The sequence below is a fragment of the Alkalibacterium sp. AK22 genome (assembly GCF_000585255.1).
GTDB lineage: Bacteria > Bacillota > Bacilli > Lactobacillales > Carnobacteriaceae_A > Alkalibacterium.
Window position 1 is genome coordinate 64,173 of record NZ_JANL01000006.1, and the last position, 19,893, is coordinate 84,065.

General features: G+C 48.1%; 19 protein-coding genes. 7 read left to right on the forward strand and 12 right to left on the reverse strand.

The genetic code is table 11. From position 1 onward, the window contains the following. Nucleotides 1-2: 2 nt before the first annotated feature. From ADIAL_RS00615 to rsmG, 4 genes are all read right to left on the reverse strand, one after another. Nucleotides 3-188 carry a DUF951 domain-containing protein gene (locus ADIAL_RS00615; RefSeq protein ID WP_034298656.1) on the reverse strand — a complete coding sequence of 62 codons (186 nt, stop codon included), beginning with the start codon at nt 186-188 and terminating at the stop codon, nt 3-5. A gap of 126 nt (nt 189-314) precedes the next feature. Then, on the reverse strand, nt 315-1,196 hold the full coding sequence (locus ADIAL_RS00620; protein WP_034298658.1) for a ParB/RepB/Spo0J family partition protein: 882 nt from the start codon (nt 1,194-1,196) through the stop codon (nt 315-317). Further along, nucleotides 1,189-1,950 (reverse strand): ParA family protein, encoded by a 762-nt coding sequence (locus ADIAL_RS00625; RefSeq protein ID WP_034298660.1) that lies wholly within the window; start codon nt 1,948-1,950, stop codon nt 1,189-1,191. Before ADIAL_RS00625 ends, ADIAL_RS00620 begins: the two co-directional genes overlap by 8 nt. A gap of 32 nt (nt 1,951-1,982) precedes the next feature. Beyond that, complete coding sequence (gene rsmG / locus ADIAL_RS00630; protein WP_034298663.1) at nt 1,983-2,702, reverse strand: 16S rRNA (guanine(527)-N(7))-methyltransferase RsmG; 720 nt, start codon at nt 2,700-2,702, stop codon at nt 1,983-1,985. Between the two features lie 414 nt (nt 2,703-3,116). Here rsmG and ADIAL_RS00635 point away from each other — a divergent pair, with 414 nt between their 5' ends. Beyond that, nucleotides 3,117-4,427: a methyl-accepting chemotaxis protein gene (locus ADIAL_RS00635; RefSeq protein WP_051503623.1), complete on the forward strand. Its 1,311-nt coding sequence runs from the start codon at nt 3,117-3,119 to the stop codon at nt 4,425-4,427. Nucleotides 4,428-4,566: 139 nt separating this feature from the next. Here the strand turns inward: ADIAL_RS00635 and ADIAL_RS00640 are convergent, their stop codons facing one another. From ADIAL_RS00640 to ADIAL_RS00655, 4 genes are all read right to left on the reverse strand, one after another. Continuing rightward, a complete protein-coding gene (locus ADIAL_RS00640) occupies nt 4,567-5,592 on the reverse strand; it encodes an ABC transporter permease (RefSeq protein ID WP_034298665.1) in 1,026 nt (341 codons plus the stop codon). After that, nucleotides 5,582-6,316, reverse strand: coding sequence for an ABC transporter ATP-binding protein (locus tag ADIAL_RS00645; RefSeq protein WP_034298667.1), 735 nt, complete (start codon nt 6,314-6,316; stop codon nt 5,582-5,584). Before ADIAL_RS00645 ends, ADIAL_RS00640 begins: the two co-directional genes overlap by 11 nt. Before the next feature lie 485 nt (nt 6,317-6,801). Next, complete coding sequence (locus ADIAL_RS00650; RefSeq protein ID WP_034298669.1) at nt 6,802-7,992, reverse strand: cation:proton antiporter; 1,191 nt, start codon at nt 7,990-7,992, stop codon at nt 6,802-6,804. Nucleotides 7,993-8,010: 18 nt separating this feature from the next. Further along, complete coding sequence (locus ADIAL_RS00655; RefSeq protein ID WP_034298672.1) at nt 8,011-8,352, reverse strand: hypothetical protein; 342 nt, start codon at nt 8,350-8,352, stop codon at nt 8,011-8,013. A 229-nt stretch (nt 8,353-8,581) separates the two neighbouring features. Here ADIAL_RS00655 and ADIAL_RS00660 point away from each other — a divergent pair, with 229 nt between their 5' ends. After that, the gene (locus ADIAL_RS00660; protein ID WP_034298674.1) at nt 8,582-9,034 is read left to right on the forward strand and encodes a GNAT family N-acetyltransferase; all 453 of its coding nucleotides are present in this window, start codon (nt 8,582-8,584) and stop codon (nt 9,032-9,034) included. A gap of 167 nt (nt 9,035-9,201) precedes the next feature. Here ADIAL_RS00660 and ADIAL_RS00665 read toward each other — a convergent pair whose 3' ends face one another. The 4 genes from ADIAL_RS00665 to ADIAL_RS00680 form a co-directional block, all read right to left on the reverse strand. Next, complete coding sequence (locus ADIAL_RS00665) at nt 9,202-10,209, reverse strand: sodium:calcium antiporter (protein WP_051503624.1); 1,008 nt, start codon at nt 10,207-10,209, stop codon at nt 9,202-9,204. A 257-nt stretch (nt 10,210-10,466) separates the two neighbouring features. Then, entirely contained in the window at nt 10,467-11,195 is a 729-nt protein-coding gene (locus tag ADIAL_RS00670; RefSeq protein WP_034298676.1) for an MIP/aquaporin family protein, read from the reverse strand. A gap of 24 nt (nt 11,196-11,219) precedes the next feature. After that, complete coding sequence (locus tag ADIAL_RS00675) at nt 11,220-12,878, reverse strand: FAD-dependent oxidoreductase (RefSeq protein WP_034298679.1); 1,659 nt, start codon at nt 12,876-12,878, stop codon at nt 11,220-11,222. A gap of 142 nt (nt 12,879-13,020) precedes the next feature. After that, a complete protein-coding gene (locus ADIAL_RS00680; protein ID WP_034298681.1) occupies nt 13,021-13,620 on the reverse strand; it encodes a cadmium resistance transporter in 600 nt (199 codons plus the stop codon). Between the two features lie 308 nt (nt 13,621-13,928). On the opposite strand from ADIAL_RS00680, the gene chrA reads away from it, so the two are divergent. From chrA to arsA, 5 genes are all read left to right on the forward strand, one after another. After that, on the forward strand, nt 13,929-15,113 hold the full coding sequence (gene chrA / locus ADIAL_RS00685; RefSeq protein WP_034298683.1) for a chromate efflux transporter: 1,185 nt from the start codon (nt 13,929-13,931) through the stop codon (nt 15,111-15,113). A 390-nt stretch (nt 15,114-15,503) separates the two neighbouring features. Next, entirely contained in the window at nt 15,504-17,132 is a 1,629-nt protein-coding gene (locus tag ADIAL_RS00690) for an ABC-F family ATP-binding cassette domain-containing protein (RefSeq protein ID WP_034298796.1), read from the forward strand. A 250-nt stretch (nt 17,133-17,382) separates the two neighbouring features. Next, on the forward strand, nt 17,383-17,733 hold the full coding sequence (locus ADIAL_RS00695) for an ArsR/SmtB family transcription factor (protein WP_034298685.1): 351 nt from the start codon (nt 17,383-17,385) through the stop codon (nt 17,731-17,733). After that, the gene (gene arsD / locus ADIAL_RS00700; RefSeq protein WP_034298687.1) at nt 17,711-18,070 is read left to right on the forward strand and encodes an arsenite efflux transporter metallochaperone ArsD; all 360 of its coding nucleotides are present in this window, start codon (nt 17,711-17,713) and stop codon (nt 18,068-18,070) included. The genes ADIAL_RS00695 and arsD overlap by 23 nt, the downstream gene beginning before the upstream one ends. 10 nt (nt 18,071-18,080) lie before the next feature. Further along, entirely contained in the window at nt 18,081-19,808 is a 1,728-nt protein-coding gene (arsA, locus tag ADIAL_RS00705; protein WP_034298690.1) for an arsenical pump-driving ATPase, read from the forward strand. Nucleotides 19,809-19,893 lie beyond the last annotated feature (85 nt).

Sequence of the window (19,893 nt, forward strand, 5' to 3'; positions counted from 1 at the left end):
TTTTAGTCTTTCAGTACTTTTTTCATCTTCCGATCAAATTCACGACGAGGCATCATCACCAAATGGCCACATCCCGTGCATCTGATGCGGATGTCCGCGCCCAACCGGATGATTTCCCAGCGGTTCACACCACAAGGGTGGGGTTTTTTCATCTCGACCACATCTTTAAGTTCATAGGTCTTATCCACTTGCTTTCCTCCTTTGTCAAAACGCTGACCGGCATTACTGCTTTAGAATTCAGTATAAACAGCCTGCCTGCTGCAGGCTTTCGGGCGCAACAGACCGGTCTGTGGTCTGGATCGGCTGCGCTGCTTTCAGTTCAGGTCGATATCCAGCTCTTCCAGAATACGATTCAGATCATCCGACGATACGTATTCGATTTCGATTTTCCCTTTTTTTCCTTTTTCGCGGATGACCACACTGGTCCCGAATTTGTCTGTCAGCAGTTCTTCCGACTTTCTGATATAAACAGACTTGCTGGCTGCCGCCTCTTTGTCGGCCGCTTTTTTAGGGTGCTGATTGGCTTCTGCCACCAGGTGTTCCAGCTGTCTGACCGTCAACTTTTCCTTGACCGCCCGGCGGGCCAGTTTTTTGATTTTGGCCTTGTCCTTTAGGCCCAAAAGCGTGCGGGCCTGACCGTTTGATAGCTTGCCTTCCTGGACCAGTTTCTTGACTTCTTCAGGTAAAGACAGCAGTCTGAGGTGGTTGGCGATATAAGATCGGCTTTTCCCCAGGCGTTCCGCAACCATTTCCTGGGTCATTGACAGCTTGTCCATCATCATATTGTACGCTTCCGCCTCTTCCAAAGACGTCAAGTCTTCTCTCTGGAGATTTTCCAGAATGGCAACCTGCATCATCACTTCTTCGTTCAGCTCCCGGATAATGGCGGGTACGCTGTCCTTGCCGGCCAGCTTGGACGCCCGGTAGCGGCGTTCGCCGGCAATGATTTCATAGCCTTTGACCGATGATTTTCTCAAAATAATCGGCTGCAGGACACCAGACACTTTGATTGAGGACGCCAGCTCATTCAGCGCCTCTTCATCAAAATGCCGTCTGGGCTGGTAAGGATTCGGACGAATCTCCGTCAGCTCGATTAGTTCCACTCGTTCATCATTGTTGCGGACTTCCTTTTCAAAGTCAGGGACATCAAACAGGGCATCAATTCCTCGGCCCAGTCCTTTTTTCTTGCTAGCCATTTCCCAACACTTCCTTTGCTAGTTCCTGGTAGACTTCTGCACCCTTGGATTTCAGATCATAATCAATGATTGACAAGCCATAACTCGGTGCTTCCGACAGACGGATGTTTCTTGGAATGATGGTTTGATAAACTTTTTCACGGAAATACTTCTTCACTTCATTGACGACTTCAAAGCCCAGATTGGTCCGGGCGTCCAGCATCGTCAGGAGTACGCCTTCCACTTTCAAGTCCTTGTTGAAATGCTTCTGCACCAGACGGACCGTATTGAGCAGCTGACTCAGCCCTTCCAGGGCATAATATTCGCACTGTACCGGAATCAGTACCGAATCGCTGGCTGTAAAGGCATTGATTGTCAGGTGTCCCAAAGACGGCGGGCAGTCGATCAGGACGTAATCGTACTGATCGGCAAGCGTTTCGACCGCACTTTTCAGGCGTGTCTCTCTGGCCATCAGACTGGTCAGTTCCACTTCAGCCCCGGCCAGCTGGATTGTAGCAGGCACAACGCTGAGGTTGTCCCGGCTGGTTGCCATGACGACATCTTCCAAGGGCTCTTCGTTGATCAGAACATCATAAATGTCCTTATCGACTTCACCTTTACGCACACCCAGTCCGCTAGTGGCATTGCCCTGAGCATCCATATCGATCAGCAGAACTTTTTTACCGACATAAGCCAGGGACGCGCCCAGGTTTACGGTAGTGGTTGTTTTTCCTACGCCACCTTTTTGATTTGCGACGGCTATTATCTGTGCCATACTACTCCTCCATACTTTCTATTCTCTTTCCTTTATGTTAGCGGACTCTTGTTCGGAGTCCCCGGCTTTCTCGGATACTTGTTGGGCGTTTCCTTTTTCTTGTCGATCAGAATGATATGGCGTTCTCCTGCCTCTTCCGGCAGTTCAAAGGCAATATCTTCTCTGACTTTACCGCCAAGGACCCCAATCGCCTTGCGTCCTTCATCCAGCTCTTCAGGCGCATGGGCCGCCTTCATGGCAATAAAGAGGCCGTCTTTTTTGACAAGCGGCAGGCACAGCTCCGACAGCACACTCATACGTGCCACGGCTCTGGCTGTGACAAAATCAAAGGAGGCTCTGAACTGCTTATTCTGGCCGAATGTTTCTGCCCGGTCATGATACAAAGAAACACCTTCCAGCCCCAGCTCGCTGACGATGGTTTCCAGGAAGCCGATCCTTTTTTTGAGGGAATCGACAATGGTAATTTTCAGATTCGGGTAGATAATCTTCAGGGGGATACTAGGAAACCCAGCACCTGAGCCTACGTCGCATAGACTGTGGACCCCTTTGCTAAAATCTACATAAAGTCCGGCAGTAAGTGAATCGTAAAAATGTTTCAAGTATACTTCTTCTCTTTTCGTAATGGCAGTTAAATTGATTTTTTCATTCCATTCCTGAAGCAGTTCCAAATAGCGCTCAAACTGGCGCATTTTTTCTGCTGTCACGGGAATGTCTCTTTTAGTTAATTCAGACTGAAATTCTTCTGGAGTCATTCTCGAAAATCCTTTCTATGTTCACTCGTGAAACAGTTGTTTGTTTCACAAAATCCCTTTCTCCACTTTATACCAAATGGCTTATAAATACAATGGTAGAGGGCACTTTTTATCCTAAAAAAACACCCGTTTTCAGGCCCTTGAATACTCTTGCAACCTTTTGTTTATCTCGCTTTTCTCATGCTGCTTTCAACTTCTTCTGCCTGGACTGCAGGCCGCATATCGCCCTTTTTTCTGTCAGTCTTTTCACTGAAACACCCTGCTTGTTGTTAATTGCGATTTTTAAATTAAAAAAATTAACAAATAATTAAAATAAGATTAACCCTTTTGTCAAACGGCCGATAGTAAATAATATGACTTTAGTCTATATAACGTTCAAGTTGTCTGAAGAAAAATAAGAAGGAGTGTGTTTTAATGGACCGTTTAGTAAAAGGAAAGAAGCGTGTACTACTGGTTGAGCAGATGCACAGTCTTACAGTCAGAATCATTCTTGTCGTCTCTTTTGCCTTCATTGCCAGTGCTCCCATCGCGCAGAGAGTCAATGCTCTGATCAACCAGTATAGCCTAGTCGATATTAATATTGCCGCTTATATCAATACACTCATCAACGTCATCGTCATCAATCTCATCCTATTTTTCTTTATGCACCATATGGTTATTCGCCCCTTGAAGCTGCATACCAAAAGGCTGGAAGAAATAAGCGAAGGCAATATCAGTCACCTTGCAGCGGTCAGTGGAAAAGGAGAATTTGCGCAGCTTTCTTCAGCCACCAATGCTACTGTCACTAAACTCAGCCAGCTGATTACAGAAGTCAAAGACCATTCAAATCGCACCACGCATATTGCCTCTGGCTTAACGGATGATCTGGACCGGATCCGGCTCAGCTTTCAGGAGATTACCCAAACGATTGAAGAGATTGCGGGAGGGGCGTCTGACCAGGCAAGCAGTACAGAGTCTGGAGCAGACAAAGTGAGTGATTTTGGAGAGTTGATAGAGAAGGATCAGCAGCATATGCGCGAACTAAACCAGGCATTTGAAAAGGTCATCACTCTGGTTGAATCAGGCTTAGCCGAAATGGATAAACTGAATGCGGCCAATACATCGACCAATTCTGCCATCACAGACGTCAAACAGGTCATTTTGGAAACCAACGAGAGTGTCAAACACATCGAAAGTGCCGGGGATGTGATTGCCGATATTGCTGAGCAGACGAACCTGCTTGCTCTGAATGCGGCAATAGAAGCAGCTCGGGCGGGCGAGGCAGGCAAAGGCTTTGCCGTCGTCTCTGATGAAATCCGAAAACTGGCCGAAAAATCCGGTCAGTCAACCAAACAGATCCACGAAAGAGTTCATAATCTGCAGCAGAACACGCTGACGATGGTCAAAAAAATGGATGCCGTGATGGTGACATCTGAAGAACAGTCTGCAGGGGTCACTACGAGTCGCTCACAGTTTGCTGACATCATGCATTCCATAGACAGATCAGAAAAAGTGGTGGCTCAGCTGAATGATTCCGGTGAGAACATGCACAGAATGAAAGACGATATCATAGAAACCATTCAGAATCTGTCCGCTATTGCAGAGGAAAATTCGGCGGCCACTGAAGAAACCATCGCCCAAGTGGAGGAGCAAAATGCAGCGATTGAAAAACTGCGACAAGTCGGACACGATGTCCGGGATTCCGCTTCCAACATCAATCAGTCTGTATCGGTTTTCCATACCTGAACAGCCACAGTCTCATCTGCTGTGCAGACCAAGAAGAAAACACGCAGCAGCCAAAACACCATCCTGCTCGAAAAGCCAGCAAACAGCTACTTTTCTGAATAGGATGGTGTTTTTTACTTATCCTCAAGCCACCGTGTCTTCAGACTCTCCGGTGCTGCTTTAAGACCATAATATTAAGCAAAACGAATCCCAGCGAGAAACCGAGCAGGACAGTTAGCTGCATGTAAATCTGATCAAAGCCCTGACCCCTGACCATGACGTTTCTCAGAGCGTCTGCCGCATAGTAGAGCGGTGTCAGCGGACCAATCCAGCTGACAGCGTCCGATATGGTATCCAGATTGAATAGGCCGGAGAAAAACAACTGAGGAATAATTACAATTGGAATAAACTGAATCATCTGCAGTTCATTGTGCGCAAAAGAAGACAGCAGGATCCCCAGCGTCAGCGCCGAAATGGACAGACACAAGGTGATGAGCAGGACATAGAAAAAGTTCCCTTCCATCCGCATCCCTAAAACATAGATGGAATGGGCAGAAATCACTGTCGCCTGAACCAGTGTAAACAGACCAAATCCCAGTACATAGCCCAGAACGATCTCACCCTTACGCAAGGGACTGGAAAGCAGGCGCTCCAGTGTCCCCCGGGTCCGCTCCCTCAAAAAAGATACCCCTGAAATCAGGGACACAAAGAAAAAGATGAAAAATCCGAGCATGACCGGACCAAAATAGTCAAAATGCCGCATCTCTTCTCCACCGTGAATAAAGGTGGCCGAAAACCTTTCCTCGGGCTGCTGGGTGAGCGGCTGAAAAGCATCGCCTGCCCAGCTGACTACGGCAGAGTTCACCAGCGGGTCACTGCCTTCCAGGACAAGTGCCGGCTGACTGTCACTTACGGTGATATAGGCGTCCAGTGTGCGGCTTTTTAGGACCACCTGCGCCTCTTCTTCGCTGTCATAATAATAGATTTCCGCATCTGTCAGATCCAGCTCTTCCAGGACCGGATCCAAAGAATTGACCAGGCCGATACGCGGCTCATACGTTGTATCTCCGAATACCAGGTAAAGCAACGACAGCACCATGATTGGCGCCAGAACAAGCAAAGCCATCGTCCGCTTATCCCGCTTGAACTGCTGTAGAATACGAATCACTAACGCTTTAACCCGCATGCTCCTCACCTCCATAGACCAGAAAGGCCGCTTCCAGATCATCTGTCTGCGCTTCTTTTTTGAGCTCAAACGGTGAGCCCACAGCCGTCAGCCGGCCACCTCTGATCATGCCCAGACGGTCGCACTTTCCCGCTTCATCCATCACATGCGTGGTCACCAGAATCGTGACTCCGGACTGCTTCAGCTTCTCAAAGTTCTGCCAGATACTTTTTCTGAGGATCGGATCCATGCCGACGGTCGGTTCATCCAGAATCAGCACTTGCGGCTCATGAAGCATGGCAATGGCCAGACTCAGCCGGCGCTTCATCCCGCCTGAAAACTGTGATACGATCTTGTCCATGGCTTCCGTCAGATCCACCGTCTCCATCACAGCCTGGATTCGTTCCCGGCGCTCTTTCCTGGAAAGGCTATACAAAGCAGCAAAAAATTCCAGGTTTTCCCTGGCGGACAGTTCCGTATACAAAGCATCCGACTGGGCCATGTAGCCAATCTGCTCAATCACCTCAAGAGACGGCTGCTTCTGATTCAGCACCCGCACTTCCCCTTCACTGACTGCCTCCAGGCCGACCAGCTGCTTGACCAGTGTCGTTTTCCCGGCCCCCGACGGTCCGAGCAAGCCGAATATTTCGCCTTTTTTTATATTCAGGCTGATTCCCTTGAGTACCGTCTGCTTCCCGTAAACTTTAACCCCCTCTTTGATAATGATAACGTCATCTTCAGGCATGTCTAGCCCTCCCCTATTTACCGACACTGAAGACTTTCCCTCCACCATCTTCACTAAAAAAAGGATGAAGCTGGAGGCTTATTAGCAGTGCCATTTTAATCATACAAACGCGTATTTCTTCAGTAGCTGACCTGTTCTTATCCTTACAGTCAGTATATCAAATCCAGAGCATCTTCCTCCTGCTTGAACACTTCAGACTCCAGCAGGACCCGTCGGTTAGGATTGCCCGCTTTCTTTGATGCCTTGCGTTAAATGCATGGATGGACATGGCGTATTCCCCTTCTTTGGATACTGCTATTTTCGGTTGTCCACGGCAGGACTGTTCCTGAAGTCTACTGAATACCTTAAGGATGAGTGGACAGACCCCCCCCCCAACCTTCACTGAGTGGGGCAAACCTGTAGCAGCTCTATGACTGCATATAAAAACGGTGCCCGATTCGCCCCTGCAAGCGTCCGTCACCGTTTTATCTATCATGTTATCTGTTTTATTTGTTCGTACTGCTCACCTTTCCTGCCTGGCCGGTTTCACCGACTGCATCTAGTGATTTACCGAGCAGGAGCGGGCCGATGATTTCAAAAACCACCACACCGGTCAAGACCACTCCCGTAATGGCACCGGACACTTGCGGCAGACTTCCTTCAGCGATACTGGCCAGGCCGATTGCAACCCCAGCATGCGGCAGCAGCCCCAGTCCCAGCCGGTAGCGGACAGCCTTAGTCGTTTGTGTAAAGGATGAAAACAGCAATATGCCAAAGTATTTACCGAGGAAGCGGGCCACGATATAGCCCACCCCTATCAGACCGACCTGTCCGAGAATGGCTACGTCCAGATGGGCCCCAGCCAAGGTCAGAAAGATAATGAAAATCGGCAGTTCAATCCGGTCGAGCAGTGTAGCAATCAGAATCTTCCGGGAAGTCAGATTCGAAATTGCCATTCCGGCAGCCAGATTAGTCAAAATCGGCGATAGGCCGAACATACTAGCAATGCCAGAATTGAAAAGCAGAGCAGCCAGCAGCAAAGCCAGCAGGCGCTCGTTGGCTGTATTTTTACGAATAAAATAGGCAATAAACAGACCGCTCAGGCTGCCTACCAAAACAGCTAAAGCAATATCCAGGATCACTAGGGCGACAAGGACCACGCCGGATGTTGCTTCATTGCCGAAAGACTGCACCAGAGACACCATCACCCCAAAGCTCAAAATGGTCATTAAATTATCAAAGGCCACCAGCCCCAGAAGGTTTTGCGTCATTTCTCCCATCGCCCGCTTTTCCTTTACAACCGATACCACGCCCGAAGGCGCAACGGACATGGAAAGCGGGCCCAGGATCAAGGCATACTCAATCGGCATACCAAAAAGCCAGGTCAGACCGGTCACCAGTAGCGCAGTCAGAATCGTATTACCTAGAGACAGAATAGCCAGGCTCTTACCGAAGGCTTTGAATACCCGGTAATGCAGCTCCGTCCCTACAGAAAGAGCAAGTATTCCCAGCGCCAGTTCATTGACGAATCTCAAGTCATTATAGACCTCATTGGATATCAAGTTGAATACGCTCGGACCCAAAATCAGTCCACAGATAATGTAGCCGGTGACGGTCGGGACTTTGAAGCGTTTGGCAATATAACCGGCACCCATGCCGGCTAAAAGTAAAATCGCTATATACAGTGAATGGGTCATCTGCGATCCCTTCTTCTCTTATTCTCCATCTTTTCTCAACCCTTTAGTAAAGTTCACCGGCACACTGAAGAAAATAGCCGTGTCCGGCTCTTCCAGTTTCCCGCACACACTCTCAACCACCGACAGCACTTCCTTGCGCTCGTCTTCGTCTTTGACAACCGTGAAAATCGTCTTGCTGTTGGCCTCCCGTTCCTCACCCAGCTCCGCAAACATGGAGAACATCGGGAACTGATTAGATATCAAATGCCCCATCCCGCTGCTGTCGATGACCGTTGCTCCCTGTATCTTGAACTTCATAAACTGGGAGAGCATCTCATCCAGCAGGTCGATTTTATTGAGTACAATCACTACTAATTCCATTAACGATTCCTTCTTTCAAATTGAATGATATATAACAGACTTATGTATAAATTATGCGCCTAATAGCCTATGATTACAAGGATTTTCAGAAAGAACAAAGTTTTTTTGAAATAAGATTGACCTTATAATTTAAAGATGTATACTAGGGGTGTGGATCCCGAATGACGCCGCCATGCCGGTGCTCAGCTTCGGGATATAATTGATTAGAAAAGGGGATTGACACAACTATATGTGGCAGTTTAAGCAGTTTGAAGAGTTGAGCGCAAAGGACTATCATCAGATCGTAAAAGAGCGGACTAAAGTGTTTGTTGTCGAACAAGGTTGTGCCTATCAAGAAATCGATGATACCGATTTGCATGCCGTGCATGTGATCAAGCGTCAGAAAGGCGTCATCAAAGCCTACGCCCGTATATACAAACAGAACAAAAAGATGTTCCTTGGACGTGTTCTGGTTCCTGAGGAATTCAGAAGCGAGGGTCACGGACGTGAATTACTCAAAGTCGCTTTGGAATACATTAAATGCAAGCACCCGAGAGCCGAAGTCGAAATTCAGGCTGAAGCTTACCTTAAGGACTTTTACGAATCCTTTGGCTTCCGTGCCATTTCAGACCTGTATTATGACGAAGAAATCGGACACTACGACATGGAACTGGTCCGGGAAGATTCTGTCGTGCATGCTTGATCACAGCTGGACCTGATCTACACAAAGAGAGCTGGCACTTACGGCTGCTGATACCTGACGGCTGGATATACCATCCACCGCTTTCAGGGTCAGCCTCGTTAAGTGCCGGCTCTTTTAATGTGCCCAGCTTTAAATGAGCCCAGACGGTACCTTAAACTCATTTCAACTTACAGAAAATTGGTAATCAGGTACACCAGATACAGCCCAATTAGCAGCAGGCCCTGACGGCGCCTGATAGCCTCGACCCGTTTAGACAAAATCGGAATACTGAGCAGCATAAAGACAGCAGCCAGGATTGGAAACTGGATCAGGTAGTAACTAGCCGGCACAAAGACGCCTCCCGGCAGCAAGCTTATGGTCAGGCCCATAACCAGCAGCAGGTTCATCATATTGGCTCCCAGTACATTGCCGATGGCTAGCTCTCCGTGTCCATATCTGACAGCAACCAGCGTCGTCGTTACTTCAGGTACACTGGTTCCAAAAGCAACAATAGTGGAAGAAATGACGCTGTCCGGAATACCGAGGCGGGCGGCACCCACTTCAGCCGTGGACACTAAAAGGGTCGCCCCGAGTGTGACGCCCAAAGAACTCAGCAGCATGATCAGAAGCGCCGGCAGCAGGGCTTCGCTTCCCTTCTCATCACCGGCAGCCTGAGTGTCAGCAACTAACTCCCCTTCCGCAGGGAGCGGCTTTTTTTTGACGGTATACCCTAAGTAAATCGGCAGCAGGATCAGCAAGACAATCCCACTCCAGCGAGGAAGCAGGCCCCCCTCGGCTCCAGTCCCCGCCAAGTAGCTTGTAGCCACAAAAGTCACAGACAAAGTACTGAGAAACACAAAAGTCTGCTGCATCCCCTTCCTGACTGGAATCACTCCACCCAAGGCTCCAATCCCCAGAACCAGCGAAGCATTGGTGATCATCGAGCCGACCGCGTTTCCCAGTCCGAACTCTCCGTTACCTCCAAGAGCCGCAGCCACCGACGATGCAACTTCCGGAAGCGTGGTCCCTATCGACAGAATTGTAGCGCCCACCACCACTTTGGATAGACCCATTTTTAAAGACAAGGCAACGGCTTTGTCAATCAGCTTGTCGGCAGATCGGGATAGAATAAATAGGGATAGAATAAAAATAAGACTGACGATGATCAGCGGAAACTGATCGATATAGTCCGTCACAACGTTTTCCTTCTTTCTATAGTTACGTTTTTAAGTCCAGGTATGTCCAGACTTTTTTTAACTTTCGTTTATTATAACAGAACCGGGAAAATACTATAGAAAAAATGGACAGAATGAAGAACATGGTCAGACACTTGCTTATACTGGCTTAAACTAAACAACAGCACGCTCTCTATTGGACAGGTTCATCACCTGAAAATAAGGAGCGTGCTGTTTGCTTAAGCGTTTTTAGTCAGATAAGTCGGCAGCAAGCTGTTTTAGCTGATACTGGTAATCAGCAGAAACACGAGACCTCCCAGAACAGAACCCACAAAGGGGCCGACCACAGGAATCCAGGCATAGGGCCAGTTGGAGTCTCCTTTGTTCGCTACAGGCAACAGCGCATGCGCCAGGCGCGGCCCCAAATCCCGGGCCGGGTTAATCGCGTAGCCGGTCGTGCCACCCAGAGACAGACCAATGGTTAAAATCAGCAGGCCGACGATCACAGGATTCAAGCCGTCGGTGAAATCTCCCTGTGTAAAAGCCAGCAGGGCATAAACAAGAAAGGCTGTTGCAAAGGCCTCACTGACCACATTCCACTTTTCTTTTTTGATAGCTGGTGCCGTTGAAAAAACACTAAGGATTGTATCGGCATCTTTTGTTTCTTCAAAGTGCGGATAGTAGTGGATCCAGACCAGGCTGGCGCCGATAAGCCCACCCAGAATCTGAACCAGAATGTAGGGCAGTACCAGCGCCCAGTCGAACTGACCCGCTACCGCCATGCCCAGCGTAACGGCCGGATTGAGGTGAGCCGGAGACAACCAGCCGATTGAATAGATGGCCATCGTTACAGCCAGTCCCCAGCCGAACGTGATGTGCAGCCAGCCGCTATTGAACGCTTTCGTTTTTTTAAGGACATTGCCGGCAACCACTCCGTTACCGATGTAAATAAGGATCAGTGTCCCAAAGAACTCCCCTGTGAGTTGCTGTATAACTGTCGTATCCATGATAACTCCCTTATAGCCGGTTTTTTATTTGATTGAGTCCATATAGTAATGATAATTAGTATTGCCGCCTGACAGGACGTATACCTCTTGGAAGCCCAGGTTCAGCAGCACATTTTGTGCTGTATTGCTAGTGACCCCTTTGTTGCAGTAAACGACAGTCGGCTGCTGACGATTCAAATTCGCCGCTTCCTGACGCAGGTTCGGCATCGGCATGCTGACTGCCTGGTCTACGTGGCCTTTTTCATACTGCTTAGGTGAACGTACATCAACAACTTGAATGCTTTCACCCACCTGCTGCTTTTTAGTCAAGTCCTCTGGCGTCATGACCGGAAGCTGCTTTCTTGCATTTTCCAGGACCATGCCTGTGTACATCACCGGATCTTTGGTGGTGCTGAAAGGTGGCGCATAAGCCAGATCCAGATGGAACAAATCTTCTGCATCTGCTTCAAAGGTGATGGCTGTCGCAAAGACATCGATGCGCTTGTCTACTCCCTGAGGACCTACGATCTGTGCACCGAGGAAACGTCCGGTTTCACGGTCTGCTACCCCTTTAATAATCAGGTTCTTGCCTCCCACATACTGGGCATGCGCCGGCTTGATATTATGAATCACAATTGGATCAAAGCCGGCTTTACGGGCTTCTTCCATAGACAATCCGGTATAGCCAACCGTCTGATTGAACAGTCTGAATATACCTGTTCCTAACGTTCCTTTAAAGGACAGCTTGCCTCCAGTGAGGTGATCCCCTGCAATGCGGCCCATTTTATTGGCTGTGGAGCCCAGCGGATGATAGCTTGGTTTGCCCGTTATACGGTTAAAGCTTTCGGCGACATCTCCCACGGCATAGACGTCTTTTTTGGACGTTTTCATATAGGTATCCACTTTTACCGCACCGGTTTCACCTAGTTCGATTCCCGCTTTTTCAGCCAGGACCGTATTGGGACGAACGCCGACGGCTAAAATGACCAGGTCGGTCTGGATTTCTGCCCCCTTGTCAGTATACAGCACATTGGCACGACCCAGACCTTCGATGTCAACGACTTTGTCGTTCAAGTGCAGCTCAATCCCATGTGCTTCCAGTTCTTTTTTCAAATGCACAGACATGTCCTTATCGATTTTAGGGAAGACCTGGTCAGCCAGCTCAACCAAAGAGACCTTGAACCCCTTGTGCTTCATCTGTTCCGTCATTTCCAGGCCTATAAAACCGGAACCGACTATAGTCACATGCTTGATGTCATGCTCGGCCATGTAACGGTCGATGGCTTTTGTATTATCCATAGATTTCACATGGAAAATGTTGTCATACGAATTTAAATGGAAGGGTGCCGGACTGATGGAATAAGAGCCGGTTGCTAGGACCAGCTTATCGAAAGTGTCCCTGAAGCCTTTGCCTTCTGCTGTATTGTATACTTCGATTTCCTTGATGTCCGGATGGATCTCTTTCACGTGATGGCCGGTATGGATGTCGATGTCAAATCGCTTCTTGAACCACTTGGCATCCCGCGGAATAAGCGAATCGATGCTGTCGACTTCTCCTCCCAGAAAATAAGGCATTCCGCAGACGGAATAAGAAATATCTTCTGCAGCCTCATAGACGACGATTTCCGCTGTCTCGTCATTTCGTCTGGCTTTAGCTGCCACACTGGTTCCGGCAGCAACTGAACCGATGATGACTATTTTCATTATTGATTCCTCCTTAAACTTCAGACTGTCCTTCAGCCTGCTCTACGTCCCTTTCAGTGTAGCAAGAAGAATTCGCTAAAACTATAAGCATTCCTTCAGTTTTGTGTAAAGTTTATGTAAAGCTCCTTTTTTAGGGAAGCCTTCAGAATACATTCAGCCCGTTTTCCCACATAATGTATAGCCCCAAAAGGATAAAGACCAGCGCAACAATCCAGCGTTCATAGCGTTCAATGAAGCGGTTGATTTGTTTTACTTCCGATATGCGGTAGGCAGCCACCAGCATCACAGCCGACAAGCTATAGTAGACCAGCAAGATCAGCACAAGCTGGCGCCCGCTTACCGAAGCAAAAAGAGGAATATAAACTCCCAGATTGTCTCCACCGAAAGCCAACATCAGAAAAAAGACCGTACCGAACTGACTGGGGTGCCGGGCATAAGTGGAGGTGATTTTTTCTTCTGCTTTGGTCTCGTCATCGACGGGCCTAAACAGTACCCGAACGCCCAGGAGAATGGGGATCAGTCCCAGCCATCCGAGCCAGTCCTGACGCACGAACTGCAGGCCAAAGCGAGCCAGGAGACTGATCAGAATGATCAGAGTGAAACCAGCAAAGACCCCGCCGACCACTTCCAGATCGTCCCTTTTTCTATGCTGCGTCTGACTAAACAGCAGGATTAACACAATGATATGATCAATGCTGGTCCCGATATAAGACAGCAGCGCTGTCAGCAGTGTCTCGCCCATGTTTACCCCCTCCCTTCTTACCTTTTCGTTAGTTCCATTATAGCAGTCTTTCAGTTAAGGGGGATAAATAGTGCTGGCAAAGAAACCTTTTTGAGAAAAAGAAAACCACCCTTTCTACCCTGTCATTAAAGGCAAATAGGATCCTTTGAAACATTCTGACGTTTCCTCTTTTATGTCCCCCAGCCATTCTCATCTACGCCTATACCTGAACGCGACTATGTAAAAAGTATGTAAAAAAGGCGCTGGACTGCTACTAAGACCACTGGCAGTATTGTATACTAAACAGGATAGTAAAGGAGGATACCCCTGTGCACCAACCAACTCAACCGGTTAAATGGCCGGTTTTCCTAAAAGACGTACTGACCTGTTCACTTGGAGCTTTCGGTGGTCCGGAAGCCCATTACAGTGTCTTTACAGAGCAGATGGTTACAAAAAAGAAGTATCTGACCGAGACCGATATCGTGGAACTGATGGCCCTCTGCGCTTTTCTCCCGGGACCGAGCAGCACGCAGACCATCGTCGCTATCGGGCACAAGGTTGGCGGCCCCCTGCTGGCTTTCTTGACCATGCTGGTCTGGTCTTTTCCTGCCTTGGTCATCATGACGACATTGTCTTTTCTGCCTCAATTTTTAAGCAGTCTGAATATGTCTGAAGAGGGCCTTCGCTACATCGGACCGATGGCGGTCGGCTTCATCATCTTAGCCTCCTATAAAATAGGCAAAAAAGTCGTTTTTGATCGTCTGACAGCCGCCTTATTCCTGTTTGGCTTTACAGCGACCTATTTCGTGCGGTCGGCCTGGATTTTCCCGCTAGTTCTCATACTGGGCGGCCTGGCTTCGCTGGCCCTTACCCGTGAAAAAAATCTCTGGCAGCGAGTCAGGCTGAACCCACCTTATGCCTACCTGGCCCTGTTTCTCTTTTTCACTCTAGGCAGCCTACTCGCTTCAGTTGCCTTTCAGAATCAGCTAATCGATATTTTTGAACGCTTTTACCGCTATGGCTATCTGGTCTTTGGTGGCGGTCAAGTGGTGATCCCGGTAATGTATACGGAACTGGTCGAAGTCCAGTCCTTTATGACTAGCCAGGAATTCCTGACAGGCTACGGCCTGGTCCAGGGCATGCCCGGACCCATGTTTAGCTTCAGTGCTTACGCAGGAGGCATGGCTGTCCAGAATCCTACTGTCCTGACTCAGATCCTGGGGGCTGCAGCGGCCGGGATTGGTATTTTTCTCCCCGGCGTCCTGCTTATTTACTTTGTCTATCCGATGTGGGAAAAACTTAAGCTGGTGAAAGGCTTCCGCGTTGCCCTCAAGGGAGTGTCCGCTGTAGCTGGTGGGCTGATTGCCGTGGCTGCCGTTATCTTAACCCAGCAGAGCGGGTACGCCTGGGACAATCTGATAATTACAGTCGTGACGGTTGCTTTACTGTATACGAAAAAAGTCCCGGTCCCCTTGCTGGTATTGGCTGTCCTGGCTCTGGGTTTTCTTGTCTGATTCAGTGCTGTAACCGATCTGATCCTGTATTGCTTGTAACCCTGAAGATAGAGGGCAGCCCGACTTAAGGCTGCCTATTCTGTTTATTTACACCTTTTAATATAAAGTGATCGTTTTTGCCAATATAATCCAAGTTTCCATCCCTGTACACCTGCTTATTATCAGTTTAACAATAGACCCTCTCATTTTTATCTGCATTCATTTCTGCTGCAACTGATCTCTCATAAAAAAGGTAGAAAGGCTTTAAAATTTGAACTCCCTATGTCATTTTCAAAGGACTTCTCAAGAGAAATGCCGTAAACCGGTGCATTATTTGAAAAAGTAAGTATAATGAAACGTAATGGGCACTACGTCCAAATGAATACTTTAAGAATCGAGGCCTATATTTATATGATTACAGTAACAGATGTAAGCTTGCGTTTTTCAGACAAAAAGCTGTTTGAAGACGTCAATATGAAATTTACCAATGACAACTGCTATGGCGTGATTGGCGCAAACGGCGCCGGCAAGTCCACTTTTTTAAAAATTCTCTCGGGAGAAGTCTCTCCATCGAGCGGAGACGTTTCCATGCCGAACGACCAGCGTATGGCCGTTCTGAAGCAGAACCACTTCGACTATGAAGAGCACACGGTCATCGATACCGTGATCATGGGTCACCAGCGTCTCTATGCCATTATCCAGGAAAAAAATGAAGTCTACATGAAGCCAGATTTCTCTGACGAAGACGGCATCCGCGTGGCTGAACTGGAAGGCGAGTTCGCTGAACTGAACGGCTGGGAAGCTGAACCGGAAGCGACGACCCTGCTTCAAGGTCTAGGCATTCCAGAAAACCTACACAGTCAGAAAATGAGCGAACTGACCGGTGGACAGAAGGTGAAAGTCCTCTTGGCCCAGGCTCTGTTCGGTCAGCCTGATGTTTTGCTTTTAGACGAGCCGACTAACGGACTGGACACTCAGTCCATCAAATGGCTGGAAGAATTCCTGATTAACTTCGAAAATACCGTTATCGTCGTCTCGCACGACCGTCACTTCCTGAACAAAGTCTGCACGCACATGGTCGATGTTGACTTCGGTAAAATCAAACTTTTTGTCGGAAACTATGATTTCTGGCTGGAGTCCAGTCAGCTCGCTTCCAAACTGGCGGCTGACCAGAACAGCAAAAAAGAAGAAAAAATCAAAGAGCTGGAAGCTTTTATCGCACGATTCAGTGCCAATGCTTCCAAATCCAAACAGGCAACTTCCCGTAAAAAAATGCTGGACAAAATCACACTGGACGATATTCAGCCGTCCAGCCGCCGCTATCCCTTCGTGGGCTTCAGTCCCGAACGTGAAATTGGAAATGATCTGCTGCGCGTCGAGAATCTCTCTAAAACTATTGATGGCAAAAAAATCCTGAGCAACATTTCCTTTAACCTCGGAAGAGATGACAAAGTTGCCTTTGTCAGCCAAAACGACGTCGCCATTACGACCCTGTTCAAGATTATTATGGGCGAAATAGAACCGGACACCGGCAGCTTCCAGTGGGGAGTGACCACTTCACAGGCTTACCTGCCAAAAGACACGTCCAGTGAATTTGAAGGCAGCTCCATGACGATCCTTGATTGGCTGCGTCAATACGCTTCAAAAGAAGAAAACGACAACACTTTCCTTAGAAGCTTCCTTGGACGCATGCTCTTCTCCGGTGAAGAAGTATTGAAAGAAGTCAACGTCTTGTCCGGTGGAGAAAAGGTCCGCTGCATGCTGTCCAAACTAATGCTCAGCAAGGCCAACGTACTGGTACTGGATGATCCGACCAACCACCTGGATCTGGAATCGATCACTTCTCTGAACAACGGACTGATTGACTTTAAAGGTTCCATCCTGTTTGGTTCACATGACCACCAGTTTATCCAGACTGTGGCCAACCGCATTATCGAGCTGACACCCAATGGTGTTGTCGACCGTGCAGAAACCACTTATGATGAATTTCTTGAAAATAAGGATGTTCAAAAACAGATTGCTGCTCTGTACGAAGGATAATGGCTCAAAAGCCACTCTCTTGCCATACAAGCCGACCGTCTGTGTCAAACTGATAGGTGCAAAACAGCAGGCCACTGGGTCTGCTGTTTTTTTGTACTCTCATGCACTTAGATTGAGTATACACAGGCAGCTACTGCCGCCGTAGTTTTTTCATTCTTTATATAGATGGTTGTCTATATTTATCCTTGACTTTATATAGACGTTCATCTATATTCAGAATGTGAGAAAAATCATAAAGGAGTGAATGGTAGTGGACTACCTTGCCGTCTCAAAAGTAATGAAAGCCATCAGCGATCCTAACCGGATGAAAATCATTGATATCCTGTCCTGCGGCAGTCAGTGCGCCTGTGATATTCTGGAGCACTTCGACATTACTCAGCCCTCGCTTTCTCATCACATGAAGGTCCTCGAGAAAGCCGAAATCATAGCCGTCACAAAAAAAGGACAGTGGCATCATTATGAACTGAAAGAGGCCTTCGTGGCTTCATTCATGGAGTCGATGCTGACACTTTTCTCGGCTAATGAAGCCGACTGCATCTGTACAACACAAAAATGCACCTGCAAAGGAGAAAACAATCATGACAAAACTGGAATTATTTGAACCGGCAATGTGCTGCTCGACCGGAGTCTGCGGTCCTTCAGTGGACGAGGAACTACTGATGATCACCTCAGCTTTTGAAGCTCTGACTCAAAGCGAAGCCATCGATGCCTCGCGTCATAACTTGACAAGTGATCCCGATGCGTTTGTTAAAAACGAAAAAGTCCTGACGATCATGAAAGAAAAAGGCAAAGACAGTCTCCCTGTCACTTTAGTTGATGGAGAAATCAAAAAAATGGGGGCTTACCCTTCACTGAAAGAAATCTCAAACTATACCGGAGTCATCTTTATGAACGCAGAGTCTGCTTCAGATTGCTGCGGCGGATCCGGATGCTGCTAGGAGGCTAAAAATGAAAATCTATGACCCAAGTCAAATGAAGCTGACACCTTATTTATTTTTTACAGGTAAAGGTGGCGTCGGTAAAACTACCACTGCCTGTGCAACGGCCACTCAACTGGCAGATGCCGGCTATTCTGTCCTACTGGTCAGTACCGATCCGGCTTCCAACTTGCAGGACGTTTTTGAAACCACACTGTCCAACAAACCTGTAGCTATAGACGCTGTCCAAAATCTAAAAGTGGCCAATTTTGACCCTGTCACAGCAGCTGAAGACTACCGCAAGAGCGTGATCGAACCCTATAGAGGCCTTTTACCCGATTCAGCTCTGGAAAATATGGAAGAGCAACTGTCCGGTTCCTGTACGGTGGAAATTGCTGCTTTCAATGAATTTGCCCATGTCCTGACTGATAAAACGATTGAAGAAACGTATGATTACATTCTGTTTGACACAGCACCGACGGGTCATACCTTGCGCATGCTGGAACTCCCGTCTGCCTGGAGCAGCTACTTGGATGAAAACACCACTGGCGTTTCTTGCTTAGGCCAGCTCTCCGGCTTAGGTGATAAAAAAGACATGTATGCTCATGCAGTCAACACCTTAAGCGATGCCAGCCGGACAACACTGATGCTCGTATCCAGACCTCAGGAAGCCTCATTTCTTGAAGCCGACAGAGCCAGTGCAGAATTAAGTCAGATTGGCATAAGCAATCAGAAACTCATCGTCAACGGCCTACTGGAAGAAGCGGACGACAGCCTGTCTACTGCTATTCAGGCTCAGCAAAAAGCAGACCTAAACAATGTGTCATCTCAGCTGAATCATTTTGAACAGTACCGTATTCCCCTGCGTCCCTATACGGTAACCGGAGTAGACAAGCTGCGTGCCTTTCTAACGGAAGATACCCTAAATGAAACGGCGGATACCCAGTCAGCTCAGCCGGCAGCCACTCTTGAAGAACTCACTGCCAATCTAATCGATAGTAACAAGAAAATCATCTTCACCATGGGCAAAGGCGGCGTCGGTAAGACAACTGTTGCTGTGCAGATCGCTCAGTTAATGGCCAAAACCGGTAAAAAGGTGCATCTGGATACAACTGATCCGGCCGACCATCTCAATCTTTATTTAAAGGCGTCAAGCCAGCTGACCGTGAGCCACATCGACGAAGACAAGGAACTGGCAGCTTATACGGAAGAAGTACTCGGAAAGGCCAGAAAAACCATGAATCAAGAAGATCTGGCTTATATAGAAGAAGACCTCCGTTCGCCCTGCACCCAGGAAATTGCTCTTTTCAGAGCCTTTGCAGAAATTGTAGACCGTGCAGACAATGAGATTGTCGTGATTGATACTGCCCCGACTGGACACACCCTCCTGCTTCTCGAATCCACTCAAAGCTATGCCAGAGAGCTAGAGAGAAGTGCAGGAGAAGTACCGGAATCGATTCAAAAATTATTGCCCCGACTACAGAATCCGGAAGAAACAGAAGTCGTCATGGTCACGCTCCCGGAAACCACTCCAGTATACGAGTCCATGCGCCTGGATGAAGATCTTCAGCGTGCTCAAATCGCTCACAGCTGGTGGCTGGTTAATCAGAGTATGTATGCAGCGGAACCGACAAACCGTATACTCAAAGCTAGAGCTCAGAACGAAGTCCAATGGATCAACAAAGTAGCGGCCCTCTCCAAGGGTCAATTTGCTGTCGTTGAATTCGCCCCTGAATGTGATGCTGCGCTTATACAGTAAACTTATTATTTAAAGGAAAGAGGCCGAAAACCGGCCTCTTTTTTCTATCACCCGCCGACAGCCTTGTCTTCCTTGTTTGACGGGC